Here is a 22656-nt window from a genome sequence, read left to right on the forward strand (position 1 = left end):
AGAAATCAGCCAACCCGGACAAGAGGATTTACCATGAACGCCAGCCCGAAAATTTCAGCCAAGGATGCCCCCGATATGTCGCGGTTCGATTGGGAGGATGCCCTGTTGCTCGAAGATCAGCTCGACGAGGATGAGCGGATGCTGCGCGATGGGGCGCGCGCCTTTGCCCAGACGGTGCTGCAACCCCGGGTGATCGACGCCTATCGCGACGAAAAGGCCGAACCGGGGCTGTTTCGCAAAATGGGCGATGCCGGGCTTTTGGGGGCCACCCTGCCCGAGGAATATGGCGGCCTTGGCGCAGGCTATGTGACCTATGGGTTGATCGCCCGCGAGGTAGAGCGGGTCGATTCCGGCTATCGCTCGATGATGTCGGTGCAAACCAGTCTGGTGATCTATCCGATCTATGCCTATGGCTCGGAAGAGCAGCGGCAGAAATATCTGCCGGGGCTGTGTTCGGGGGAATTGATCGGCTGTTTCGGGCTGACCGAACCCGACGCCGGGTCAGACCCGGCGGGCATGAAAACCGTGGCTAAGAAAACCGCCAATGGCTATGTCATCTCCGGCTCGAAAATGTGGATTTCCAACAGCCCCTTTGCCGATGTGTTCGTCGTCTGGGCAAAATCCGACGCCCATGGCGGAAAGATCCGCGGGTTTATTCTGGATAAGGGAATGAAAGGGTTAAGCGCCCCCAAGATCGGCGGAAAGCTGTCCTTGCGCGCCTCGACCACGGGCGAAATCGTGATGGAGGGGGTTGAGGTGGGCGAAGATGCCCTGCTGCCCAATGTCGAAGGGTTGAAAGGGCCGTTTGGCTGCCTGAACCGGGCGCGCTATGGCATTTCCTGGGGTGCCTTGGGGGCCGCTGAATTCTGCTGGCACGCGGCGCGGCAATATGGGCTGGACCGGCGGCAATTTGGCAAACCTCTGGCGCAAACCCAGTTGTTTCAGAAAAAACTGGCGGACATGCAGACGGAAATTTCCCTTGGCTTGCAAGGGTCGCTGCGGCTGGGGCGTTTGATGGATCAGGGGCGCGCCGCACCGGCGATGATTTCGATGCTCAAGCGCAACAATTGCGGCAAGGCGCTCGATGTGGCCCGGATGGCCCGCGACATGCACGGCGGCAACGGCATTTCCGAGGAATTTCAGGTGTTTCGCCATATGGTGAACCTTGAAACGGTGAACACCTACGAAGGCACCCATGATGTTCACGCGCTGATTTTGGGCCGCGCGCAAACCGGGCTTCAGGCGTTTTTCTGACGCCCCACCGTTTACCCCCCGAGGCGGCGCGAAAGGCCCGCACAAGGTCATGGGCAACTGACATGGGGGGCGGCGTGCTGCCCCCGCAAGGATCAACCGCCCCAAAAGCGCCACCGCGTCGGGGCGGGCCAGCGCCGCCTCAAGGGCCGCGGCGCTGCGTTTATCACTGGCACTTTGCGCAGCGGCCACGTCCGGATGCGCCATCAGACGGGCGTGTTCCGCACGGGTGGCGGGGGCCATGGCGGCGATGGTGCGATCTTCGACCGTATTGAAATTCCGTTCGACCCAATAGGTCAGATCAACCGGTTTATCGGTGTGATTGGGCAGGCCACGGGCGCGCTTCAACAGAAAATCATGGGCCGAGCGGACAGAATAATGATTAAGCTGTACCAGATCACTGGCAAGAGGAGCGCCCCACAACAGGATACGCCCGTCATCAGCGGCAAAACCGGGGTCAAGCGCGCGCCCAGACCCATCAACCCAGACCGGCACCCTGCCCTTGCGCTGTTTCGGGCGATGGACACCGGGTTTCTGCATGGCATCACGGCGATACAGGGTTTTGAAAAACCGCGACAGGGGTGGAAACAACGCATCTGACGGAATCGCGCGGGTGTAATTGTCGATGCTCAGGCCGGTGGGCCGTGTCACATGATCCGCGTGACCAAACAACCGCCATGGCAGCACAACCGCATCGGCGCCCGCAACGGCCCCGATGAGGGCGTGAAACGACCGAAGAGGGGCGCGCAGGTTGATGAATTCATCGCAATCCAGCACCGCGATCCAATCCGCCGCCCGGGTCAGCGGATGATCGGCAGCCTGTTTCAGGGCCGCCCATTGCGGCGTGCGCCCCGGTGGCACCACATTGCGAACATGGGTCAGCGCCCCAGCCCCGGCCAGGGCATCCAGCAGGGCGTCGGTGTCATCGGTGCAATCGTTGGAAAACACCAGCACATCGTCGGCCCCGGCGGCGCGTGTATGGGCCACCCATTCCACAAGGTGCGGCCCCTCATCGCGCAGGGTTGCAATGACCAGAACCCGGGGTCGGCTCATGTGACAGGCTCGGGCCTGCGCGCCCAATGTGCGCCATACAGCGGCGCAAGCTCGGCCATTTGCGCCGCGCCCAATGTATGGGCCATGCGGGAAAGCTCGGCCCGCACCTGCGGCCAATGGGCGGCATAACGGAACGAATGGTAATGGATCAGCCTGGGCGTTGCCTCGGGTTCAAATTCACGATCCGAAATCGAAAAGTTCCACGCCTCATCCTGCACCGCATATTCAAGGCCAAACCGTTTCAGCGTCACCGGCAGCGCAACCTGATCCAGCCAGGGGCGTTTCTTTGCCACCGCGACATTCTGGTCAATCTCTTGGGCCGTTTCAAGCCAGAGTTGGCCAAAACTGCGCCCGTCAGCCCCGAAATCACGGTGAAAGCCAACCATCCCGGCATTGAAATAAGGCAGGAATTCGATCCGGCGCCGACGCACCAGACGCACGCGGTCACTGGGCATGGGCAGGCCGAAATGGCCATACACCCGATCCCAGCGGTCATTCCCCTTGCCCCATGTCGGCGTCCCTTCGGGCACCAGCGCCACGGCATCGGCGCCGATATGCGACAGATCAAGCGGCGCAACACACACCATATCGCTGTCAAGAAACACCTGCCGCGTGGCACGACGCGCAGCGGCACAGGCGAATAATTTGTTACCATGGGGAAAGGGCCGTTTCCACAGGGACGGATCAGTGGCCAGCGGGCACAGGTCGACGCTCAGCGCATCAAACGCGGCGCGCGCAGGCCCGGGCAAATCGGCGGCATCGCCATCGGGCAGATAGGCAATCAGTTGCAGATCGCGCCCGTTGTGAAACCGCAGGCTGGCGGCCAGCAGGATCGCCTGCGCCGTCAGGTGATCGCCATCGGCAATAAAGAACAATGCGGTATCGTTCATTCTGCGCGTTCCTTTCTGCGATACCCGGCTGCCAGCAACGGATCAAACGGCAGCCGTTCATCATATCCGCACCGGTGCAGTACCCGCTCATATGCGCGCAGATCGCCGTGCCGATCACACCAGAACCGGCCGGTCAGCACCAGAGTTGCGGGCACATGCGTGGCAAGCAGATTCCCGAGGGTATCGGGGGTGATCGCCGGATCTTCGAGGATCACAAGATCGGGGGCAATCGCGGCCAGATTGTTGACCGGATCAGACGAGACAGGCAGATCAACATCGTTCCTTTGCGCAATCATCGCCAGCGCGCCGCGCCAGCCGGCCTCCTGTTGATGCAGGCGCAGGGTGACATCCGGGCGCGTGATGGCCAGTTGCAGGGCCAGAAACCCGGTGGTCGCGCCCAGTTCCAGCATCGTTCCGTTGTCGGGGATCACCCCACCGATATTGCGGGCCAGATTGCGGGCGAATTTCCCCTCGGCAATGTTGATCAACGCCGGGGGGTGAACAGGCGCGGATCGGCGGGCAGTGCCACGCTGTGGTTGACGTGCCAATCCAGCGACACCGGCGCGCTGACATCCACCGCCCCGCGCACCAGCATATCAAGGGGCTGCACCTGGCGGCTTTGGGGGGCTTTTTCTTTTCCGCCTTTGCCGTGTCCCCCGCGCGCTTTTCGACCCCGCTCATCAGTTTGGCAATCTCGGCGGCGTTGCGTTCTTTCGGGGGCTTGGCCTCGACCCGGGTGATTGGTACGGCGCTGGCGGCTTTCAGATTTGCAACAAAATCAGCGTATTCTGCGGTGCCTTTGAAACGGGCCAGCTTTGCCTCGGCCTGATCAAGGGCGGCGTGGTGCAGGCGGTTCAATTCAGGGTCGCGCAGCAGAGCGTTGAAAATGTCACGGCGCCGGGCGGAATAGCGCAACATGGTGTCGTCGCGCACCTCATTGCGGTCCTGAAGGCTCCAGTAATCGTCGTTATACTTGTTTTTCTTGTTGTTCACGTTGCCGCGAAATTTGCGGATTGCATAGCTGTCGATGGATTTGACCGCATAATGGTTCATCTGCGCCCAGTCATAACCGACGGTACGGGTGATACTGCGCCAACCGCGGAATTTGAAATAATCCTCCATCTCGCGCCCCGACCCGTTCAGCCATTTGACCGATGCGGGAAATTCGGTGTCCAGCGTCTTGTTCAACAGTTTGGGGCGGTGGATGCCCAGCCGCCAATGGGCCGGGTCATATTTGAACAGGGTCTTTACCCCCAGCCCTTGTTCCACATCGGCGGCGCGGCCATCAGATATTGTTCCGTCACCGGGGCGCGCGACCAATCCACCACCCCGCCTGACCCGAAAATCCGCCAGGTGATGACCATACCGTTGGCCCCCTGCGCGACCACGGCGTCCAGCATCGGATCAAGGGTGCCATCGCCGTGACGCAGACAGAGAAATTCATCGGCATCAAACACCAGCACCCAATCGGCCTGTTGCACCAGCGGTTCTTTGGTGGCGTATTTGATCGCAGAAGGCTGTGGCTTGATCCCCTCGGGAATGACGTTGCGCCGGTGATGCGCCAGGCCCAGCTCCTCCAGCCGGATGAGCATGTCGTCGGTGCCATCGCTGCAATCATTGGTATAGACAAGAATATCGGTAAACCCGACCGCCATGTGGTGGGCCACCCATTCAAGCAGGTACGGCCCTTCGTCCTTCATCATCGACACCGCCATCAAAGTGCCATGGCGGCTGGTGTTTTTGGCCGGAAGCCCGGTGATGATCTGCGAAACGCTCACTTTATGCCTCTGCTTGCCGTTTTTTTCGCTGTTTGCCGCGAAATATTCACTTTTCCCGACCATACCCCAACCCGACAACACCACACAACGGCCCAGACTGGACAGGGCGAGATCGCTTGGGGCATTGTGTCCAAAATGGTAAAAAAACGTGCAACGTCCCGCTGATTGTTGGGCGCTTTCACACCGAGGGCAGAAAGAGGCAGGAATGGCACACCGTCCCGTTGCATCGCTTTGGATCGGCGAAAGATTACAATATATCAATCAATTGTGCCTGCTTTCCCATATACAGCAGGGGCATCCGACAACGCTCTATTGCACCGATACGGTTGAAAACGTCCCAGAGGGCGTCACGGTGCGCCGGGCGGATGAGATCATGGATATCCCCATGGATATCGTCGAACAGACCAGCGCGTCATTCCTGAGCAACGTGTTCCGCTACAAGATGATCCAGAAGACCGATGAAATCTGGATCGACTGCGATGCCTATTGTCACAAACCCTTTCCCGACGACCTGGATCATATCTATGCCGGGCATGGAATGCGCGGTGCGCTGAACTGTGGGGTGGTGAAAATTCCGCAAAAAGGCGCGCTGATCGACGCCCTGTTGGATTATTACGACAATCTGCCCCCTGCACCGCCATGGTTCAACGACCGGCAAAAACGCCGTCTGGCCCGCCAACCCGACGATCTGCCCCACGCCGCGCGGATTTATCGCGCCGAACGCACGGCCTTTGGCCCCCAGGCGTTTACCCATTTCGCCAAGGTCACCGGTGATATCGACCGCGCCATGGGGGCCGATGTGCTGTACCCCGTGCCGTTCCAGTTGAACGATGTGTTCTTCGATCCTCACGGTCATGTGGAAGGCTGGTTCACCGATAACACACTGTCGGTGCATCTTTATACCAACGGCACCCGGCCATGGTGGCGTAAACATGCGCCCCTGAAAAATTCCTATGTGGCGCGGATGTGCGAACAGATCGGGGTCAATCCAAAGGATGCGCTGGAATGACCGCGCGCCTGACCTTTGCCTATATTGTCGAACCGCCAGAGTATGAGATTTACGCCTGCACCCTGCTGGCCAGCATCCGGTTGCAGTTTGGCGATGACGTGGCGGCGGTCGGATATTGCCCCGAACACCGGATGGATGAATTGCACCCGGCCGTGTTCAAGGCGCACGAGATGATGGACGGCGAAATCCGCCCCATGCGCACCAAGGGCATGTGGGAAACCGACTATCCCCACGGCAACAAGATCATCGCAGCGATGCAACCGCGCGACAGCGAATACAGCGCCTTTGTGGATTCTGACGTGTTGTTTCTGCGGCCCAATTCACCGGAAAACCTGATCCGCGCCGGTCATGTGTCCTGTTCCGTCGCCGCCTCGAAAATCTGGAGCGGTGAAGAAATCTGGCCCGAGATTTACGGCGCGCTCGACATGCCCCTGCCCGATGAGCGGATCGAATACATGCGCCGCCCCGTCGGCCCGGTGATGCCCTATTACAGTGCCGGTCTGGTGGTGTTTCCCGAAACCGGCACACAGCGGTTTCCCGATGTCTGGTATGATACCGCGCGCCGGATCGACCGGATCGAAACCCTTGAAAACCGCCGCCCCTATCTTGATCAGATGTCCCTGCCTGCGGCCATCTCGCGCGCGGGGCTGACGTGGAATCCCCTGCCCGAGGAACAGCATTTCATCATGGGCGGCCAGTTGCGCGGCGCGCCTCTTCCCGATGATCGCGACGTGTTTACAGTGCATTACCGGCATAACGGCGTGCTAAAGGAATCCGGGCTTTTGGGAACCGCACGCCGCATGTTGCAGGATAAAACCGGCGTGCCCTTCGTGCGCCGCCTGACCGAGGGCAATGTGCGCAAGGCCCGCAAGGAAAACGCCTGATGGGGATTTCCCTGATCCCGGGCCTGTTCATGGCCCGCAACGCGCGTCACGCCGCCGGGGCAAAAAATGGCGTCATTCTCGGCCGACAGAAATTCCACATGCCGCCGCGCCGGATGGTGCGGTTTGTCGGGCTGCTGAACACCATGGGCTTCGCGGTGGACGAGGCCGCTATCACCCAGGGCGATGGGTTTACCGAATCGCTGTTCACCGCCCTTGGATACCCCGCCATCGAAGCGATGGATTTCACCGATTCCGAGGGCGCCCAGCACATCCACGACCTGAACCACCCGGTGCCGGACGCCCTGCACGAACAGTTCGACATTGTGATTGACGGCGGCACCACCGAACATATTTTCTATATCGGTCAGGCCCTCGACAATTGTTATGCCATGCTGAAACCCGGCGGCCTGATGCTGTCTTATGTGGCCTGTGACGGTTGGTTCGGCCATGGATTTTTCCAGACCGGGCCGGATGTGCCCTGGCGATATTGGCACCACGCGCGCGGCTGCGAAATGCTGGAAGTATCCGTGGTCGGGCGCAAGACGCCGCGCAATGTGGTGAAAATTCCCGATCCCACAGGCCGCCCGCGCGGCGGCGAGCAGTTTTTTGAAGGGCCACAGATGCTTCTTTATGCCTGCCGAAAACCACTGGATGCGCCCCCTTACACACCTCCAATTCAGGGCCATTATGTCTGACGATCCCCCCGAAAAGTCCGCCGCTGAGGTGCAGGCGGAAAAGCTGATTCGCCGCCAGAAACGTAATCTGCGCAAGGCGGGAGCCGAGGGATTTCTGTCCGGGGTCTGCGCCATGCTGCGCCCCGGCGATACAGTGCTGGATTGTGGCGCCAACATGGGCGTGATCACCGAGCAACTGCGCCGCAGCCCGGCCCGGGTCATCGCCTATGAACCCGATCCGTTCGCCTTTGAACGGCTCACCACCCGCTTTGCCGACACCCCCAACGTGACCCTGATGAATGCCGCCGTCGCCGCCACCCCCGGCACCGTGCGCCTGATGCGGGCCGAGAATTTCGACGACAACCCCGAGGGAGCCTCGGTGAAATCCACCATCCTGTCGGGGGGACGTTCGATTGCCGCCCAGGGCGGAATCGACGTCGAATGCCTGTCGTTCCTCGACATCCTGCGCGATTTGGCCAGCGCGGAACGCCCCCTTGCCTTTGTCAAAATGGACATCGAAGGCGCCGAGCTGGAAATTCTGGAAACCATGCTGGAGCAGGATTTGTTCACCCATGTCCGCTGTCTGGTCGCCGAAACCCATGAGCGCAAGTTCAAGGATCTGCGCCCGCGCTTCCGTGCCCTCAGGGCCGAAATCAACGCACGATTTGCCCCCGGTCACGTCAACCTCGACTGGATCTGAAACGCAACATTCCTTTCCCCCGCCAGAAAAAGACTTATTCTCTGCACAAAACGAGACCATTTGATCGTTAAACGATAGTGCGAGGGACGTGGGCACGACTGGCTCGAAAGGTGTTAGAACGATGAAAACGCAGGATCAATCTACCGCGTTCGATGATGATGACGACGAAGATTCGATGGACCCCGGGGCGTTGGGGGAATTCGCCTATGGTCTGAATCCGGCCCATTATATCCGGTTCAAACGGCGCGGCCCCGCCCTTTTGGTCAGCTTTGAAGTAGAAACCGGCGATGTGGCACTGGCCCAGCGGATGTCGCGGTTTCAGGATCTGGCCGAAGAAATGGAATGGTCGACCCTGACCCTCGTGGCACGGGGCAATACCTGGTTTCGCGCCCCCGAAGTGATCAACTTTTTCGACGCGCTGGTCGATGGCACCCTGCTGGATCAGTTCGGGGATGTGCTGTTTTATGGTCAGGGATCTGGCGCCCATGCCGCGCTGGCCTTTGCCCTGACCGCGCCCGGCGCACGGGTGATGGCGCTGGCCCCCCATGTCGGGTTTGGCCCCAGTGCCCCCGCGGATGATCGGTTTCCCGAGGCAGAAGGCGTGGATTTCACCACCCGCTATGGGATAGAGGCGGAATACCTGTCGGCGGCGCAATCGATTCTGGTGCTGCACGACCCGAACCAGCGGCAGGATCGCGCCCATGCCGAGGCCATCGCCGAAGCACGCACGCTCTATTGCCGCAATATGGGTTCGGATATCGAAGCGGGGCTAACGGAACTCGGCCTGCTGGAAGAAATGGTCGTGCGCGCCATGGAGGGCGATCTGGACGCAACCGATTTTTACCGCGCGCTGCGGGCACGGCGCGATGATCCGGCCTGGCTGCGCCGCCTGATCGGGCGCTTGATTGAACAAAAGCGCCCCGTGCTGGAGGCGCTGGCCGTGCGCAATGTGGCCCAACGCACGGGGCGTCACCGGTTCACCAAACGATTCGAACAGATCGAGGCCGACCTCAGGCAACAGGGCATCACCATTCCGGCGGCACACGGCGCCTGATCCGGGCGCCAACGGGCCCCGCCGCGCCCGGATGGGCGTGGTGGGGGGCTTGTCGTGGCGCGCCGGCAGGCGCGCCTCCGCTATCGATCAGCCAATCGCCGGCAGGGTTCCGCGCAACCAGTAATTTTTGTTGTATTTCCTCAACTTCTAATCATTTTCTCTGGCAAGTGCCGTATTCCTGACTGGATCGGATTCCACAGTCCATGATACGCCACCGCAAATAATAAAGAGAGCAGACATCATGAAATTCATCTTCCCGACCTTGCTTCTTGGTCTGGCCGCCTGTGTTGAAACACCGACGGTCGCAGTCACCAAAGATGCCATCCAACCCAGCGCCACTGCCCAAGGCGGCGTTACCGGATATACCGTACAGCGCAAAAACGGCATAACCACGATTGTCGGCAATCTGAACTGATCTCGACGCTGCGAACCGCCCTGTTCAGGCGGCCAGAATATCGCGATAAACGTGGTGAACAATCCGTTCGCGCGCAATGCCGCGGGCGGCAAGTTCCTGGTCACTCAGCGCGTTCAGCGCGGCAATCTGGCCCTGACGCTCATCGAACTCGCGGCTGGCGATCACCGCCTGACCTATAACGGTAAAGAACTCGCCCAGCTTGCCCCAGACGGTTTGTGCTGCGGGTGCGTCGTTCATGGGAGTAAGTGCTGCAACGGCCATCTTTCCGCTCCTTTATTCCTTGAAATCACAGTATTTCGTTGTTTCAGAGATAGCCGCCCGAGTGCTGGAGCAGGAGGGCCAATTGCGCAATGCCGCAATGCAGCAGGCGCAAGCCATGGTCTGGGCCCGTCTGACTTTGCCAGGATTGCGCGCCAGGACCGGGGCTGATGGGCCACCCATTGGCCGCGTCTGCGCACCATTTGCCCACTGGAAACCGGCGCAACGAACCGCTAAGCCAGCGCCATGACCAGCATGACCCTTGCCCGCCCCGACGATTGGCACCTGCACCTGCGCGATGGCGCGATGATGCGCGCCGTTTTGCCCGAAACTGCCCGTGATTTCGGGCGCGCCCTGATCATGCCCAACCTGGTGCCGCCCGTGGTAACGCGCGCCCAGGCAGAGGCATATCGCGCGCGGATCATGGCGGCACTGCCAGACGGCGCGCAGTTTCAGCCGCTGATGACCCTGTATCTCACTGAAAACACCGATCCGGAGGATCTGCGCGCGGCGGCGCAAAGCGGGCTGATCACGGCGGTAAAACTGTATCCGGCGGGGGCGACGACCAATTCGGCCAGCGGGGTTTCGGATTTCACCAAGGTAAAGCCTGTGCTGGAGATCATGGCGCAGATCGGCCTGCCCCTCTGCGTCCATGGCGAGGTGACCGACCCTGACGTGGATATTTTTGACCGCGAGGCGGTGTTTATCGACCGGGTGCTGGACCCGATCCGGCGTGATGTGGCGGGGCTGCGTGTGGTGATGGAACATGTGACCACACGCGATGCGGTGGACTATGTGCGCGCCGGGGGGGATGATCTGGCGGCGACGATCACGACGCATCATCTGATCATCAATCGCAACCACATTCTGGCCGGGGGGATCAGACCCCATTATTATTGCCTGCCCGTGGCCAAACGCGAGGAACACCGGCGCGCCCTCGTTGCGGCGGCCACCTCTGGCGAGGCGGCCTTCTTTCTCGGGACAGACAGCGCGCCACATCTGGACGCGGCCAAACTGCTGCCCTGTGGCTGTGCGGGCTGTTTCACCGCTACGAATACGCTGTCGATTCTGACGGAAGTGTTTGAGCGCGAGGGTGCGCTGGACCAGCTGGAGCGGTTTGCCTCGCGCAATGGGCCTGCATTTTACCGCCTGCCGGTCAACAAGGAGAGTATAACGCTGGTGAAGGGTGAACCGGTGGAATATCCGGCGGCGATTGCCACCGATGACGGGTCGGTGACGGTGTTTGATCCGATGATGCCGCTGCATTGGCGTGTCGCGCGGTGAGAGTTCGGATGCCTGCGGCGCCTGAGTATTTTGATCAGTAAAAAGGGGAAGTGCCATGATCCCGAGCGGATTTCCGGCCAAAGACGAGATTGCGCGACTGACAGCGGGAATGCTGTTGGAAATTGGCGCGGTGCATTTCAACGCGGATGAGCCGTTCACGCTTGCCTCGGGGTTGCCATCGCCCACGTATATCGACTGTCGCAAGTTGATTTCCTATCCGCGAATTCGCAGCACGTTGATGGATTTTCTGGCCGTCACGATCATGCGCGAAGCCGGGTTCGAAGCCTTTGACAATATCGCGGGCGGGGAAACGGCGGGCATTCCGTTCGGGGCCTGGGTGGCTGAACGGCTGGCCCTGCCCATGACATATGTGCGCAAAAAGCCGAAAGGTTATGGGCGCAATGCCCGGATCGAAGGGATGATGAGCGAGGGCCAGCGGGTGCTGCTGGTCGAGGATCTGACCACGGACGGGGGCAGCAAGCTGTCGTTTGTGGATGCGATCCGCGAGACCGGGGCAACCTGTGGCCACACGGCGGTGATTTTTTATTACGGCATCTTTCCGGGCACCATCGAGACCCTGAGCGGGCATGGGGTGCAATTGCACCATTTGTGTACCTGGTGGGATGTTCTGGCCGAAGCGCGGCGGCGCGCGGGTTTTGACGATTCCACCCTTGATGAGGTCGAATCCTTTTTGCGCGCACCGCGGGCCTGGCAGGATGCGCGCGGCTGACGTTACGGGATCGGTAGGCGAGAATCCCCGGAGCGCGGGCTGTAATCCGGGCTTATATTGACGGGTGACGGGGAATTGCCGCAATATGCGGTGTGTATCCATGGGCCGGATTCTATCCACAGAAACATACAATTTGCACCTGTGCAGGTGCAGGTTCTATGACCCCGGGCATGGCATCAGGACAATCGGACGAGGGCAGGCATGAACGAGATCGCAACGATCCGCAGCGGTGAAATTTCCAGCGAGGGGGAGAAGGCCCCGATCTTTTGCCCCACAACATCGAGGCCGAGCAGCAATTGCTGGGCGCGATCCTGACCAACAACGATGTGTTTGACCGGATCGCCAGCATCGTCAACGACGGTCATTTTTACGATCCGGTTCACGCGCGGATCTATGAGATCGCTGCCGCGCGGATTGCCAAGAATGCGCTGGCCAGTCCCGTCACCCTCAAGGCATTCATGGAGGATGATCCGGGGCTGAAGGAATTGGGCGGGCCATCGTATCTGATGCGGTTGGCGGGGGCGGCGATTTCGTCTTTTGCGGCGCGCGATTATGCCCAGATGATTCATGATCTGGCGGTGCGGCGCGAACTGATCCAACTGGGGCGCGACATCAGCGCCAAGGCCGCCAAGGTGGATGTGGCCAGCGAACCGGCAGAACAGATCGTCGAGGCCGAGCAGCGGCTTTACACCATGGGCGAGTCGGGCCAGACCAACCAGGGGTTTCAGAGTTTTCTCAAGGCTGTCACCGACGCGGTCAATGTGGCCAATGCCGCCTATCAGCGCGAGGGCGGGTTGTCTGGCGTGTCTACCGGGCTGGTGGACATGGACAAGAAACTGGGCGGGTTGCACAAATCCGACCTGTTGATTCTGGCCGGGCGGCCGTCCATGGGCAAAACATCTTTGGCCACCAATATCGCCTTCAACATCGCCAAAGCCTATAAGCGGGGGCGGTTGCATGACGGAAGCGAGGGCGCGGTGGATGGCGGCGTTGTCGGGTTTTACAGCCTTGAGATGAGCGCCGAGCAATTGGCAGCGCGCATCCTGTCAGAGGCCAGCGAAGTGCCCAGCGAACAGATCCGGCGCGGCGACATGAACGAGGCCGAATTCCGCCGGTTCGTCGAGGCGGCAAAATCGCTGGAGGCTTGCCCGCTGTTCATCGACGACACCCCTGCCCTGCCGATCAGCCAGTTGGCCGCCCGGGCGCGGCGGCTGAAACGGACCCATGGGTTGGATGTGTTGATGGTGGATTATCTGCAACTGGTGCGCGGCACCGGGCGCAGCGAAAACCGGGTGAACGAAATTTCCGAAATCACCATGGGCCTGAAGGCGATTGCAAAAGAGCTGGATATTCCGGTGGTCGCCCTGTCACAGCTTTCGCGTCAGGTGGAAAACCGCGACGACAAGCGCCCGCAACTTTCGGACCTGCGCGAATCCGGCTCGATCGAGCAGGACGCCGATGTGGTCATGTTTGTGTTCCGCGAGGAATATTACAAGGAACGCGAAAAGCCCGGCGATCACGAGCTGGAAAAGGTCGCCGCCTGGCAGGAAGAAATGGAGCGCCTGCATGGGCGCGCCGAAGTCATCATCGGCAAACAACGTCACGGCCCCATCGGCACCGTCGATCTGAGCTTTGAGGGCCGCTTCACCCGGTTTGGCAATCTGATTCAACCTTGGCAACAACAGAATGACACGGGGTTTTAGGGTCTGGTTTTCCGGCCTTGCGGGAACTGAAACGATTGGCCAATCCCGGTCGACACGCATCAACTGATGGATATTTGAATGATCGGGGACGATGGCCAGAGCAGCGGCCCTGCTCAGACCAGACGAAACAGCGGCGACATGCCCCGTCGCCCGCCCCCGGATTATTGGCCGCGCATCCAGCAGATCCGCGAGACCGACATCGGCCGCCTTGAGGAATTCGTGGTCCGCAACTGTCTTGTGGTGATTGTCGCGCTGGCGGTCGGGTTTGGCGGCGGTGTTGCCTGGGCGTTCGTCTGGGTGATTCTTTATGAGGCCATCGTCATTGGCTATTACCTGTTCATGTCGGGCCTGCGCGCCCCGGGCAGTCGGCGCGCCTATCGGATTGCCATTGCCTTTAATGTGGCGGGAACGACATTTTACACGTTCCTGCCGCTGTATCTCTGGACGCTGCCCGATCTGGTCCTGAATTTTGTTGCCGTCTGCGGGATATTCGGCATGGCAATGGTGAACCTCACCCGCCACACGTTTGTGGGCAACATCGCCCGGGTCGATATGGTAATGGTAAGCCTGTCGATCCTGTTCATGGGGTTTTTCTGGATCACAGAACGGGGCATGGGCACCGAAGCGATCCTGATTGGCCTTGGGACATTGTGCAGCGCGGGCTATTACGCCTATGCCCATATGGATGGGTTGAAACTGCGCACGCGGGTTCTGGAAAATGAACGCAACGCCGGAGAAAGCGCGAAAATGCAGGCGATCGGTCAGTTGACCACAGGAATTGCCCATGATTTCAACAATATCCTGACGGTCGTTCTGGGCAATATTGAACTGGCCCGGTTGTCTGACAACCCCAGCGATGCCGATGCCAGCCTCTCTGAGGCACAGCACGCCGCCGAGCGTGCGGCATCTTTGGTGGCGCAGCTTCTGGCGTTTTCGCGCCGGGCGCAGTTGCACCCGACGCCGCAGGATCCGGTTGACGTGATCGAAACATTTGCCCGCGCCATGCAGCGGGTTTTGCCCGCGACCATCACTCTGGATCATGAGGTGCAAGACGGCCATCCGCCCATTCTGTGCGACCGGGCCTCGCTGGATGCGGCGCTGTTGAATCTGGTCATCAATGCGCGCGATGCCATGGGGGGCGTGGCCGCATTTCGATCCGCATCGAGCAGGCCAACATCCGTTGCGCGCGGATCATTGCCATGCAGGAACTGGCCGCTGGTGCCTATGCCCGAATCGTGGTGCGCGACACCGGGCCGGGCATTCCCGCTGATCTGATCAACCGCGTGACCGAACCATTTTTCACCACAAAGGCGATCGGTCAGGGGTCGGGTCTGGGGTTGCCCATGGTCCGGGGGTTTTCCGAACAATCGGGCGGCGCATTGCAAATTGCCAACGCGGGCCGTGGCCAAGGCGCCGAGGTGGCGATGCTGCTGCCCCTCGCGCCGGCAAAGGACATGGCTGATCCGGCCGTGCACCGGTGAACCGGGCGGTATCCGCCGACGGCAAAGTTTTCCCGTCGCGGCCCCTTGCCAGCCCCGCCCGGCTTGGTCACAAACAGCCCATGGGAACTGCAACACTTCATATTGATCTTGATGCCCTCGTGGCCAATTGGCGGGCGTTGAACGCGCTGTCCGGCCCCGGGGTGGAAACCGCCGCCGTGGTCAAGGCGGGGGGCTATGGCCTGGGCGCCGGCAAGGTGGCGCGCGCGCTGCAACGGGCCGGGGTCAAACGGTTTTTTGTCGCCGTCGCAGAAGAAGGCGCCGCCCTGCGGCAGGATATCGGACCAGACGCCAAAATCTGTGTGTTTTCCGGCCATATGCCCGGTGATGCCGATGTTCTGCATGATCTGGCCCTGACGCCCATGCTGAACAGTATCGAACAGATGACCCGCCATTTCGAATCCCTGCCCGGCCATGGCTTTGGCGTGCAGTTGGATACGGGGATGAACCGACTGGGCCTTGAACCCACCGAATGGGGCGCGGCGCGGGCCATTGTCATGGCGCAGAAACCCCAGATGGTAATGAGCCATCTGGCCTGCGCCGATGATCCCGAAGGCACGATGAACGCCGCACAGCTTTCGACATTTCAGGACATGACCGATGATCTGGGGGTGCCCCGGTCACTGGCCGCGACGGGGGAATTTTGCTCGGCCCCGAGTATCATTTCGACATCACCCGCCCCGGGATCGGCCTTTATGGCGGCGCCCCCTTTGGCGATGCGGAACCGGTGGTGCGCCTGTCGCTGCCGGTGATCCAGACCCGCGATGTGGGTGTCGGCGAAATCGTTGGGTATGGCGGCAGTTGGGTGGCCGAGGAACCCTCGGTCATCGCAACCCTGTCGGCGGGCTATGGCGATGGGTTGATCCGGGCCATGGGCAACGTGGCCGTCGTGTTTGCCGATGACACCCCTTGCCCCCTTGTGGGCCGGGTATCCATGGATCTGCTGACCGTGGACATCACCCATCTGACGCGCGTTCCCAGCCACCTTGATATCCTCTGCCCGGTGCAGACGGTGGACGATCTGGCCGAATCGGCGGGCACCATCGGGTATGAAATTCTTACCTCTCTCGGGCCGAGGTATCAGCGTCGATATTCCGGCACCGCCTGAGCGTGGCGGCTGATTCCGCGACCGCCCCATTTCTGCCACAATACCCCCGGCATTGTTACGATTTGGTTAACAAAACCCCGGCAGCTCACCAATTGTAACCAAATCAACAGATTAAACACCCGAAAATCTGCCTTATACTTGACACATTCGGCCCCCAGCCGCGATGCCGGGGACCGATGGGTGAAATGGGTGAACACACATGAACAATTTGAAACCGCCCCCCGCAATGGGGATCGGCGCCGTGGCGCAATCAATGGCGTTAACCGCGATCGCAATTCTTGCAGGGCTGATGGGCGGACTGACATTGCTGTCCATGGCCGGAATCGCGCCCTGGCTTGAACTGGAGGCCCGCTATGGTGGGGTCAGCCTGCCCTGGTGGGGAATCGCGCTTCAGGTCGGGTTCACGGTGTTTTGCATCGGGCTTTGCTTTTTCCTGCCCGCCAGCCGACGCATTCTGCGGCTTGAACAATCGCACCGCGAATTTCACCTGAACATGGAGGATGTGGCCCGCGCCTATCGGGTGAGCCACGCCGCCGACCGGGCGGGCCTGTTCAAGGCGGCGTCAGAATTCGATTCGGTGCGCGAACGCATCAACCACCTGCGCAATCATCCTGATCTGGGCGCATTGGAACCCGGCGTCATCGAGATCGCCGCCCAGATGAGCCGCGAATCGCGTGAACTGGCACAGGTCTATTCCAGCGAAAAAGTTGAGCGCGCCCGCGTTTTCCTGCGCCAACGTCAGGAAGAAGCCGCGCGCATGGAAGACACCATCAAGATGGCGCGCAGCACCTGCGACCAACTGCGCCACTGGTTGTTGGAGGTCCAGACCGAAGAGGCGGTGGTAAATCGGCAACTTGCCCGGCTTGAGGCCGATTTACAGGAGCTTCTGCCGCAACTCGGGTTTGAAATCCTGGTTGAAGATCGCGCAAGGCGTGGCGAAACCGTTATCCCGCTCAACCGCCACATTGGTGAACAGGCCCAGCGTCTGACCGCCCTGAACCAACCACAGGGGCGCGATACCTGAGCCCCCCAAGGGCAAAGACCGCAACACCCGACCTTGCACAGCCCGGGCCATGGGGGCAAAAGACGCCATGGCCAAATCACCCGGATTCACCTGTAACGCCTGCGGCGCCGCCCATACCAAATGGTCGGGGCGCTGCGATGCCTGTGGCGCGTGGAATTCCATCGTCGAAGAGGTGCCATTGTCATCTGGCCCGTCGGCGCAATCCCTGGGGGCCAAACGGGGCAACCGGATCGTGCTGTCGGATCTGTCCAGCGACGAGGCCCCGCCACCGCGCACGTCTTCGGGAATTGACGAACTTGACCGGGTGCTGGGGGGCGGGCTTGTCCCGGCCTCGGCCATTCTGGTGGGGGGCGATCCCGGCATCGGCAAATCCACCTTGCTGTTGCAGGCCGCGGCCAGTTTCGCGCGCGCCGGGTTGAAATCGGTCTATGTCAGCGGCGAAGAGGCCAGCGCACAGGTGCGCATGCGCGCGCAACGCCTGAACCTGACTGACGCGCCGGTCAAACTGGCCACCGAAACCAACCTGCGCGATATTCTGACCATGCTGGAGGCGGAAAAGCCCGCGCTGGCAATCATCGATTCGATTCAGACCATGTGGAGCGATCAGGTCAGCAGCGCGCCCGGTTCGGTCAGTCAGGTGCGCGCGGCGGCCCACGAATTGACCACCTTCGCCAAACGCCACGGCGTCGCGGTTATTCTGGTGGGCCACGTGACCAAGGATGGCCAGATCGCCGGGCCGCGTGTGGTGGAACACATGGTCGATACCGTGCTGTATTTCGAGGGCGAACGCGGCCATCAGTTCCGCATTCTGCGCGCGGTGAAAAACCGGTTTGGCCCGGCGGATGAAATCGGCGTGTTTGAAATGACCGGTGACGGGCTGTCCGAAGTGACAAACCCTTCGGCGCTGTTTTTGAGTGACCGGGAAAACCCCGCGCCCGGATCGGTGGTGTTTGCCGGCATCGAAGGCACCCGCCCGGTGCTCTGCGAACTTCAGGCCCTTGTGGCCCCGTCGCCGCACAGCCAACCGCGGCGTTCGGCGGTGGGCTGGGACGGGGGGCGCCTTGCCATGATCCTGGCGGTGCTTGAGGCCCGCTGCGCCATCCCGTTCACCGGGCTTGATGTCTATCTGAACGTCGCCGGGGGATTGCGCGTCAGCGAACCGGCGGCTGATCTGGCGGTGGCCATGGCCCTGCTCAGTGCCCGCGAAGATACGGCGCTTCCGCCACAATCGGTGGTTTTCGGTGAAATCAGCCTCTCTGGTGCCCTGCGGCCCGTGGGGCAGACCGAAAACAGGTTGAAAGAAGCGCAAAAACTTGGTTTCACAGCGGCGATTGCGCCCGAGCGCAGCAAGACATCCGGAACGTTCGGCCTGTCCCTGCGACAATACGGCGATCTGACCGGCCTTGTGGGCGATCTGTTCGGCGCAGGATAACAGCGGCGGCGCCACGGCACCGCATCAGGAAAGGCAGAGCTATGGAAGGTTTTACCATCATTGATGGTGTGGTCGCGGCGGTGATCGTGATTTCGGCGGTTCTGGCCTATTCCCGGGGCTTCATCCGCGAGGCAATGGCGATTGTCGGCTGGATTGCCGCGGCGGTTCTGGCGTTCATTTTCGCACCGCAAGCTGAACCCCTTGTGCGCGAAATCCCGATCCTCAAGGATCTTTTGGGCGACAGTTGCGAATTGTCGATCATCGCCGCCTTTGCCGCCGTCTTTGCGGTGGCGCTGGTGCTGGCCTCGATCTTTACGCCGCTTTTTGCCGGTGCGGTGCAACGCTCGGCCCTTGGCGGGGTGGATCAGGCGATCGGGTTCCTGTTCGGGGTGGCGCGCGGTGTGCTTCTCGTGGCGGTGGCGCTGGTGGTTTATGACCGGTTGGTGACCACGGATTCGATCCCGATGGTGGACAACAGCCGCACCGCCAAGATATTCGCCCGCAGTCAGGCAAGCATCGACCAACAGATCCCCAACGACGCCCCCGGCTGGATCGTTGCCCGCTATGAACAATTGGTCGGTGACTGCGGCGCCTGATCCAAAGGCGGCGCGCAAGCGCGCCATTCCATATTTTGCGGGCGCCCGTGGCAAGCGCAGGCCATTCGCCACTGGCGTTGCGCACGATGTTGCGCCCGCCACATTGCGCCGGGATCGTTTCTTGAACATGGGGAAAAGCCAAGCGGGCAAAGCGGGAACTTACCCGTGCCCCACGTGTTGATTTCACAGCACAAGTGAAAGGACATGACAATGGCCGAGCGCAAGAGATCACATGACGGAACCCGCGAAACCCAGGAGTTCATCGGCGATGCAGATACGCCAACGCAACAAGGGCGGTCCCAGGGCAATCTGGAACGCCAGGTCGGCACCCGCGATGAATTGAAGAAAGCCGAAGGAAACGCCGGCAAAACCCGCGTCACCAAGGCCGACGAAGAGGGCAAAGGCAATCTGGGCGGACATCACGGCACGGGGGGCAAATAACATGACCCAGCTGAAGAACGGCACATGGGTTCTGATTGCCGATGGCGAAAAGGCCCTGTTTCTGGAAAATGTCACCGACGGCGAAGACCCATATTTGCAGGTGCGCCGCATCGAAGAGCAGGAAAACCCCAAAGACATCGACCAATCGGCCAACCGGCCCGGCCGGATGCAAGAGGGGCGCCCCGGCAGTTCCACCTCGGGGCCGCGTTCGGCGTTTCAGGATACCGACTGGCATCAACTGGCCAAGGAAAGGTTTGCCGACGATCTGGCGCAAATCCTGTACCGACAGGCCCATCGCGGCGCTTTTGACCATCTGGTGATTGTGGCAGCCCCGCAAGTGCTGGGCGAATTGCGCAAGGCGATTCACAAGGAAGTGGCGGATCGGGTAATTGGCGAAATCCCCAAGACCCTGACCAATCACGCGGTGGACAAGATCGAGGATCTGGTCAAGGCGGAACTGGCCGCCTGACAGCAAAACGCGCCCCGGACACGGGGCGCGTTTTATCATTGCTGACCGATCAGATCAGGCGCACCTGCGCGCCAATCGGCACCATCTTGAACAGCTCTGCAATCTGGCGATTATAAAGCCCGATACACCCCGACGACGAACGGCGCCCAATCTTGCGGGTGTCATGGGTGCCGTGGATCAGATAAGCGGGCCAGCTAAGATAAAGCGCATGAGTGCCAAGCGGATTCCCCTCGCCTGCCGGCATAAAGGTGGGCAGGGTGGGGTCACGCTCGCGCATGCTGGATGTCGGGGTCCATGTGGGGCCAACCTTTTTGCGCACCACCTCGGTATATCCAAGGCGGGTCAATTCATCGCTCAGCGGAACCGAAGTGGGATACATACGGTAATCGCTGCCATCCGCCGCCCAATAATGCAGCGCCCGCGACGTTGTATCCGCCACCAGAGTCACCCGGCCCAGTTTGTCAAAGTGATCCTCCCAGCGCTGGGTGACAAAGGCCGACGCATTGCGCCGGGCGATTTCATCAGCGCGGATGTTGGGTTGAAGCTCTTGCGCGCGAATAATCTGCGGTGTGGCCATGAACGCGGCTGCACCGGCCAATATCCGGCGCCGGGTGGGGGGAATGCCTGCCATATCTGTCCTCATTTCGGTCGGCTTGTTGTTTTGCAACATATGCCTGCACCGCGGCGCGGGGCCAAGGCCCCTCACGGGAATGTCAGGTGCACGCATGTGCTTGGGCGCTCCCACAACCACATGAGCGGTATTTTGTAAGCTCGGGTTGGCCCTGGCCCCGGAATGAACTGGCGTGACCTGCAAAGCACGCCGCGCTGCGGCAATTTGTGATCCTTTGGTGACACCCGGCGTCAGACCCTCTATGTGATGGCGCAGTTGCCCAATGGATTCGGAGCGCCCCCGCCATGCCCGAGATGCCCCCTGCCCACCCGTTCGATTTCGACAGTGACAAGCTGAAGGAGGAATGCGGCGTTTTCGGCGTCACCGGCGTGGCCGATGCGGCCAATTTTGTCGCCCTCGGCCTGCACGCCCTGCAACATCGCGGACAAGAGGCGGGCGGCATCGTCAGCCATGACGCCGAACAGGGGTTCAATTCGGCCCGTCGCTTTGGCTATGTGCGCGATAATTTCACCAAGGTGTCGCTGATGGAAACCCTGCCCGGGCCGCTGGCCATCGGGCATGTGCGCTATTCCACCGCCGGGTCCAAGGGCAACACCCAGATCCGCGACGTGCAACCCTTCTTTGGTGAATTCTCCATCGGCGGGGCCGCCATCGCCCACAACGGCAATATCACCAACGCCGACGCCCTGCGCCGCGAGTTGATCGGCGCCGGCTCGATCTTTCAATCGGCCAGCGACAGTGAATGTATCATCCACCTGATGGCGCGTTCCCTGCAACGCCGGGTGCCGGACCGGATGCAGGATGCCCTGCGCCGGGTCGAAGGCGCCTTTTCCATCGTCGCCATGACCCGCACCAAACTGATCGGCGTGCGCGACCCGCTGGGCGTGCGGCCCCTTGTGCTGGGCCAGCTTGGCCCCGATCAGAACGGCGGCTGGGTACTCAGCAGCGAAACCTGCGCCCTCGACATCATCGGCGCCCAGTTCATCCGCGAAATCGAACCGGGCGAAATGGTGGTGATCGAAAACGGCGAAGTCCACAGCCACCGCCCGTTCATGCCGCAAAAATCGCGGTTCTGCATATTCGAACACGTTTATTTTTCCCGCCCCGACAGCATCCTTGGGGGCCGCAGCGTCTATGAAACCCGCCGCGCCATCGGTGTCGAACTGGCCAAAGAGGCCCCGGTCGACGCCGATCTGGTCTGCCCCGTCCCCGACAGCGGCACCCCCGCCGCCATCGGATTCAGCCAGCAAAGCGGCATCCCCTATGCCATGGGCATCATCCGCAACCAATACATGGGCCGCACCTTCATCGAACCCACGGAACAGATCCGCAACATGGGGGTGCGCCTGAAACTCAACGTCAACCGTGCCCTGATCAAGGGCAAACGGGTGATCCTGGTCGACGATTCCGTCGTGCGCGGCACCACCTCGATCAAGATCCGCGAAATGATCCTCGATGCCGGCGCCGCCGAGGTACACTTCCGCATCGCAAGCCCACCCACGGCATGGCCCTGCTTTTACGGGGTCGATACCCCCGAACGTGACAAACTCCTCGCCTCACATATGAGCGAAGAGGAAATGCGCGACCACCTCAAGGTCGACTCCCTGCGCTTCATCTCGCTCGACGGGCTCTACCGCGCCGTGGGCGAATCAAAGGGGCGCGACCCAGCCGCACCGCAATATTGCGATGCCTGCTTCTCGGGCCAATACCCGGTCGCACCCTCGGATATGATCGAAAAAGGCTTCCCCCTGCAAGCGGCTGAATAACCCGGCT

25 protein-coding genes and 2 pseudogenes are annotated in these 22656 nt (G+C 61.0%); 20 read left to right on the top strand and 7 right to left on the bottom strand.

Going from position 1 to position 22656, the window contains the following annotated elements; genetic code table 11:
* The first annotated feature begins 33 nt into the window (after positions 1-33).
* On the top strand, positions 34-1254 hold the full coding sequence (locus AC0L7P_RS16105; RefSeq protein ID WP_473433641.1) for an acyl-CoA dehydrogenase: 1221 nt from the start codon (positions 34-36) through the stop codon (positions 1252-1254).
* 195 nt (positions 1255-1449) lie between these two features.
* Complete coding sequence (locus tag AC0L7P_RS16110) at positions 1450-1851, top strand: hypothetical protein (protein WP_473435545.1); 402 nt, start codon at positions 1450-1452, stop codon at positions 1849-1851.
* On the opposite strand, the pseudogene AC0L7P_RS16115 reads toward AC0L7P_RS16110, so the two are convergent.
* From AC0L7P_RS16115 to AC0L7P_RS16135, 5 genes and pseudogenes are all read right to left on the bottom strand, one after another.
* Positions 1813-2304 (bottom strand): annotated as a pseudogene (locus AC0L7P_RS16115) (glycosyltransferase family 2 protein); the annotation flags it as partial. The gene AC0L7P_RS16110 and the pseudogene AC0L7P_RS16115 overlap by 39 nt on opposite strands.
* Entirely contained in the window at positions 2301-3194 is an 894-nt protein-coding gene (locus AC0L7P_RS16120) for a hypothetical protein (RefSeq protein ID WP_473433642.1), read from the bottom strand. The gene AC0L7P_RS16120 and the pseudogene AC0L7P_RS16115, both read right to left, overlap by 4 nt.
* Positions 3191-3490 carry a hypothetical protein gene (locus AC0L7P_RS16125; protein WP_473433643.1) on the bottom strand — a complete coding sequence of 100 codons (300 nt, stop codon included), beginning with the start codon at positions 3488-3490 and terminating at the stop codon, positions 3191-3193. Before AC0L7P_RS16125 ends, AC0L7P_RS16120 begins: the two co-directional genes overlap by 4 nt.
* Entirely contained in the window at positions 3465-4514 is a 1050-nt protein-coding gene (locus AC0L7P_RS16130; protein WP_473433644.1) for a hypothetical protein, read from the bottom strand. Before AC0L7P_RS16130 ends, AC0L7P_RS16125 begins: the two co-directional genes overlap by 26 nt.
* Positions 4442-4972 carry a glycosyltransferase family 2 protein gene (locus AC0L7P_RS16135; protein WP_473433645.1) on the bottom strand — a complete coding sequence of 177 codons (531 nt, stop codon included), beginning with the start codon at positions 4970-4972 and terminating at the stop codon, positions 4442-4444. The genes AC0L7P_RS16130 and AC0L7P_RS16135 overlap by 73 nt, the downstream gene beginning before the upstream one ends.
* 205 nt (positions 4973-5177) lie before the next feature.
* Between AC0L7P_RS16135 and AC0L7P_RS16140 the strand changes: the two genes are divergently transcribed.
* The 6 genes from AC0L7P_RS16140 (at position 5178) to AC0L7P_RS16165 (ending at position 9708) form a co-directional block, all read left to right on the top strand.
* A complete protein-coding gene (locus tag AC0L7P_RS16140) occupies positions 5178-5981 on the top strand; it encodes a hypothetical protein (protein WP_473433646.1) in 804 nt (267 codons plus the stop codon).
* Positions 5978-6865, top strand: coding sequence for a hypothetical protein (locus AC0L7P_RS16145; RefSeq protein WP_473433647.1), 888 nt, complete (start codon positions 5978-5980; stop codon positions 6863-6865). Before AC0L7P_RS16140 ends, AC0L7P_RS16145 begins: the two co-directional genes overlap by 4 nt.
* A complete protein-coding gene (locus AC0L7P_RS16150; protein WP_473433648.1) occupies positions 6865-7560 on the top strand; it encodes a class I SAM-dependent methyltransferase in 696 nt (231 codons plus the stop codon). The genes AC0L7P_RS16145 and AC0L7P_RS16150 overlap by 1 nt, the downstream gene beginning before the upstream one ends.
* Positions 7553-8239 (top strand): FkbM family methyltransferase, encoded by a 687-nt coding sequence (locus AC0L7P_RS16155; protein ID WP_473433649.1) that lies wholly within the window; start codon positions 7553-7555, stop codon positions 8237-8239. Before AC0L7P_RS16150 ends, AC0L7P_RS16155 begins: the two co-directional genes overlap by 8 nt.
* Positions 8240-8360: 121 nt before the next feature.
* The gene (locus tag AC0L7P_RS16160; RefSeq protein WP_473433650.1) at positions 8361-9293 is read left to right on the top strand and encodes a hypothetical protein; all 933 of its coding nucleotides are present in this window, start codon (positions 8361-8363) and stop codon (positions 9291-9293) included.
* 241 nt (positions 9294-9534) lie between these two features.
* A complete protein-coding gene (locus AC0L7P_RS16165; protein ID WP_473433651.1) occupies positions 9535-9708 on the top strand; it encodes a hypothetical protein in 174 nt (57 codons plus the stop codon).
* Positions 9709-9732: 24 nt separating this feature from the next.
* On the opposite strand, the gene AC0L7P_RS16170 is transcribed toward AC0L7P_RS16165, so the two are convergent.
* On the bottom strand, positions 9733-9969 hold the full coding sequence (locus tag AC0L7P_RS16170) for a hypothetical protein (protein WP_473433652.1): 237 nt from the start codon (positions 9967-9969) through the stop codon (positions 9733-9735).
* 243 nt (positions 9970-10212) lie between these two features.
* On the opposite strand from AC0L7P_RS16170, the gene pyrC reads away from it, so the two are divergent.
* From pyrC to AC0L7P_RS16225, 11 genes and pseudogenes are all read left to right on the top strand, one after another.
* On the top strand, positions 10213-11250 hold the full coding sequence (pyrC, locus tag AC0L7P_RS16175; RefSeq protein WP_473433653.1) for a dihydroorotase: 1038 nt from the start codon (positions 10213-10215) through the stop codon (positions 11248-11250).
* Positions 11251-11305: 55 nt separating this feature from the next.
* Positions 11306-11980, top strand: a complete 675-nt coding sequence (locus tag AC0L7P_RS16180; protein ID WP_473433654.1) for an orotate phosphoribosyltransferase — start codon at positions 11306-11308, stop codon at positions 11978-11980.
* A gap of 266 nt (positions 11981-12246) precedes the next feature.
* Complete coding sequence (locus AC0L7P_RS16185) at positions 12247-13683, top strand: replicative DNA helicase (protein ID WP_473433655.1); 1437 nt, start codon at positions 12247-12249, stop codon at positions 13681-13683.
* A gap of 78 nt (positions 13684-13761) precedes the next feature.
* Positions 13762-14958, top strand: a complete 1197-nt coding sequence (locus tag AC0L7P_RS16190; RefSeq protein ID WP_473433656.1) for a histidine kinase dimerization/phospho-acceptor domain-containing protein — start codon at positions 13762-13764, stop codon at positions 14956-14958.
* On the top strand, positions 14877-15164 hold the full coding sequence (locus AC0L7P_RS16195; RefSeq protein ID WP_473435482.1) for an ATP-binding protein: 288 nt from the start codon (positions 14877-14879) through the stop codon (positions 15162-15164). The genes AC0L7P_RS16190 and AC0L7P_RS16195 overlap by 82 nt, the downstream gene beginning before the upstream one ends.
* Positions 15165-15244: 80 nt before the next feature.
* Positions 15245-16290: pseudogene (alr, locus tag AC0L7P_RS16200) on the top strand (alanine racemase).
* 199 nt (positions 16291-16489) lie between these two features.
* The gene (locus AC0L7P_RS16205; protein WP_473433657.1) at positions 16490-17314 is read left to right on the top strand and encodes a DNA repair protein; all 825 of its coding nucleotides are present in this window, start codon (positions 16490-16492) and stop codon (positions 17312-17314) included.
* A gap of 67 nt (positions 17315-17381) precedes the next feature.
* Positions 17382-18746, top strand: a complete 1365-nt coding sequence (gene radA, locus AC0L7P_RS16210; protein ID WP_473433658.1) for a DNA repair protein RadA — start codon at positions 17382-17384, stop codon at positions 18744-18746.
* A gap of 41 nt (positions 18747-18787) precedes the next feature.
* Positions 18788-19342, top strand: a complete 555-nt coding sequence (locus AC0L7P_RS16215) for a CvpA family protein (protein ID WP_473433659.1) — start codon at positions 18788-18790, stop codon at positions 19340-19342.
* A 210-nt stretch (positions 19343-19552) separates the two neighbouring features.
* A complete protein-coding gene (locus AC0L7P_RS16220; protein WP_473433660.1) occupies positions 19553-19783 on the top strand; it encodes a hypothetical protein in 231 nt (76 codons plus the stop codon).
* Between the two features lies 1 nt (position 19784).
* Positions 19785-20252, top strand: a complete 468-nt coding sequence (locus tag AC0L7P_RS16225) for a host attachment family protein (protein ID WP_473433661.1) — start codon at positions 19785-19787, stop codon at positions 20250-20252.
* A 49-nt stretch (positions 20253-20301) separates the two neighbouring features.
* Here AC0L7P_RS16225 and AC0L7P_RS16230 read toward each other — a convergent pair whose 3' ends face one another.
* Positions 20302-20883 carry a L,D-transpeptidase gene (locus AC0L7P_RS16230; RefSeq protein ID WP_473433662.1) on the bottom strand — a complete coding sequence of 194 codons (582 nt, stop codon included), beginning with the start codon at positions 20881-20883 and terminating at the stop codon, positions 20302-20304.
* Between the two features lie 293 nt (positions 20884-21176).
* Here AC0L7P_RS16230 and purF point away from each other — a divergent pair, with 293 nt between their 5' ends.
* Positions 21177-22649: an amidophosphoribosyltransferase gene (gene purF / locus AC0L7P_RS16235; RefSeq protein ID WP_473435483.1), complete on the top strand. Its 1473-nt coding sequence runs from the start codon at positions 21177-21179 to the stop codon at positions 22647-22649.
* The last annotated feature ends 7 nt before the right edge of the window (positions 22650-22656 follow it).

Source organism: Oceaniglobus sp. K40-3, assembly GCF_055808395.1.

Coding starts and splice junctions, on each gene's coding strand:
- AC0L7P_RS16150 (WP_473433648.1), top strand. CDS start 6,865: ATGGGGATTTCCCTGATCCCGGGCCTGTTCATGGCCCGCAACGCGCGT.
- AC0L7P_RS16120 (WP_473433642.1), bottom strand. CDS start 3,194: ATGAACGATACCGCATTGTTCTTTATTGCCGATGGCGATCACCTGACG.
- AC0L7P_RS16165 (WP_473433651.1), top strand. CDS start 9,535: ATGAAATTCATCTTCCCGACCTTGCTTCTTGGTCTGGCCGCCTGTGTT.
- AC0L7P_RS16205 (WP_473433657.1), top strand. CDS start 16,490: ATGAACAATTTGAAACCGCCCCCCGCAATGGGGATCGGCGCCGTGGCG.
- pyrC (WP_473433653.1), top strand. CDS start 10,213: ATGACCAGCATGACCCTTGCCCGCCCCGACGATTGGCACCTGCACCTG.
- AC0L7P_RS16145 (WP_473433647.1), top strand. CDS start 5,978: ATGACCGCGCGCCTGACCTTTGCCTATATTGTCGAACCGCCAGAGTAT.
- AC0L7P_RS16140 (WP_473433646.1), top strand. CDS start 5,178: ATGGCACACCGTCCCGTTGCATCGCTTTGGATCGGCGAAAGATTACAA.
- AC0L7P_RS16155 (WP_473433649.1), top strand. CDS start 7,553: ATGTCTGACGATCCCCCCGAAAAGTCCGCCGCTGAGGTGCAGGCGGAA.
- AC0L7P_RS16180 (WP_473433654.1), top strand. CDS start 11,306: ATGATCCCGAGCGGATTTCCGGCCAAAGACGAGATTGCGCGACTGACA.
- AC0L7P_RS16160 (WP_473433650.1), top strand. CDS start 8,361: ATGAAAACGCAGGATCAATCTACCGCGTTCGATGATGATGACGACGAA.
- AC0L7P_RS16125 (WP_473433643.1), bottom strand. CDS start 3,490: ATGATTGCGCAAAGGAACGATGTTGATCTGCCTGTCTCGTCTGATCCG.
- AC0L7P_RS16215 (WP_473433659.1), top strand. CDS start 18,788: ATGGAAGGTTTTACCATCATTGATGGTGTGGTCGCGGCGGTGATCGTG.
- AC0L7P_RS16225 (WP_473433661.1), top strand. CDS start 19,785: ATGACCCAGCTGAAGAACGGCACATGGGTTCTGATTGCCGATGGCGAA.
- purF (WP_473435483.1), top strand. CDS start 21,177: ATGCCCCCTGCCCACCCGTTCGATTTCGACAGTGACAAGCTGAAGGAG.
- AC0L7P_RS16190 (WP_473433656.1), top strand. CDS start 13,762: ATGATCGGGGACGATGGCCAGAGCAGCGGCCCTGCTCAGACCAGACGA.
- AC0L7P_RS16230 (WP_473433662.1), bottom strand. CDS start 20,883: ATGGCAGGCATTCCCCCCACCCGGCGCCGGATATTGGCCGGTGCAGCC.
- AC0L7P_RS16110 (WP_473435545.1), top strand. CDS start 1,450: ATGCGCCATCAGACGGGCGTGTTCCGCACGGGTGGCGGGGGCCATGGC.
- AC0L7P_RS16170 (WP_473433652.1), bottom strand. CDS start 9,969: ATGGCCGTTGCAGCACTTACTCCCATGAACGACGCACCCGCAGCACAA.
- AC0L7P_RS16220 (WP_473433660.1), top strand. CDS start 19,553: ATGGCCGAGCGCAAGAGATCACATGACGGAACCCGCGAAACCCAGGAG.
- radA (WP_473433658.1), top strand. CDS start 17,382: ATGGCCAAATCACCCGGATTCACCTGTAACGCCTGCGGCGCCGCCCAT.
- AC0L7P_RS16105 (WP_473433641.1), top strand. CDS start 34: ATGAACGCCAGCCCGAAAATTTCAGCCAAGGATGCCCCCGATATGTCG.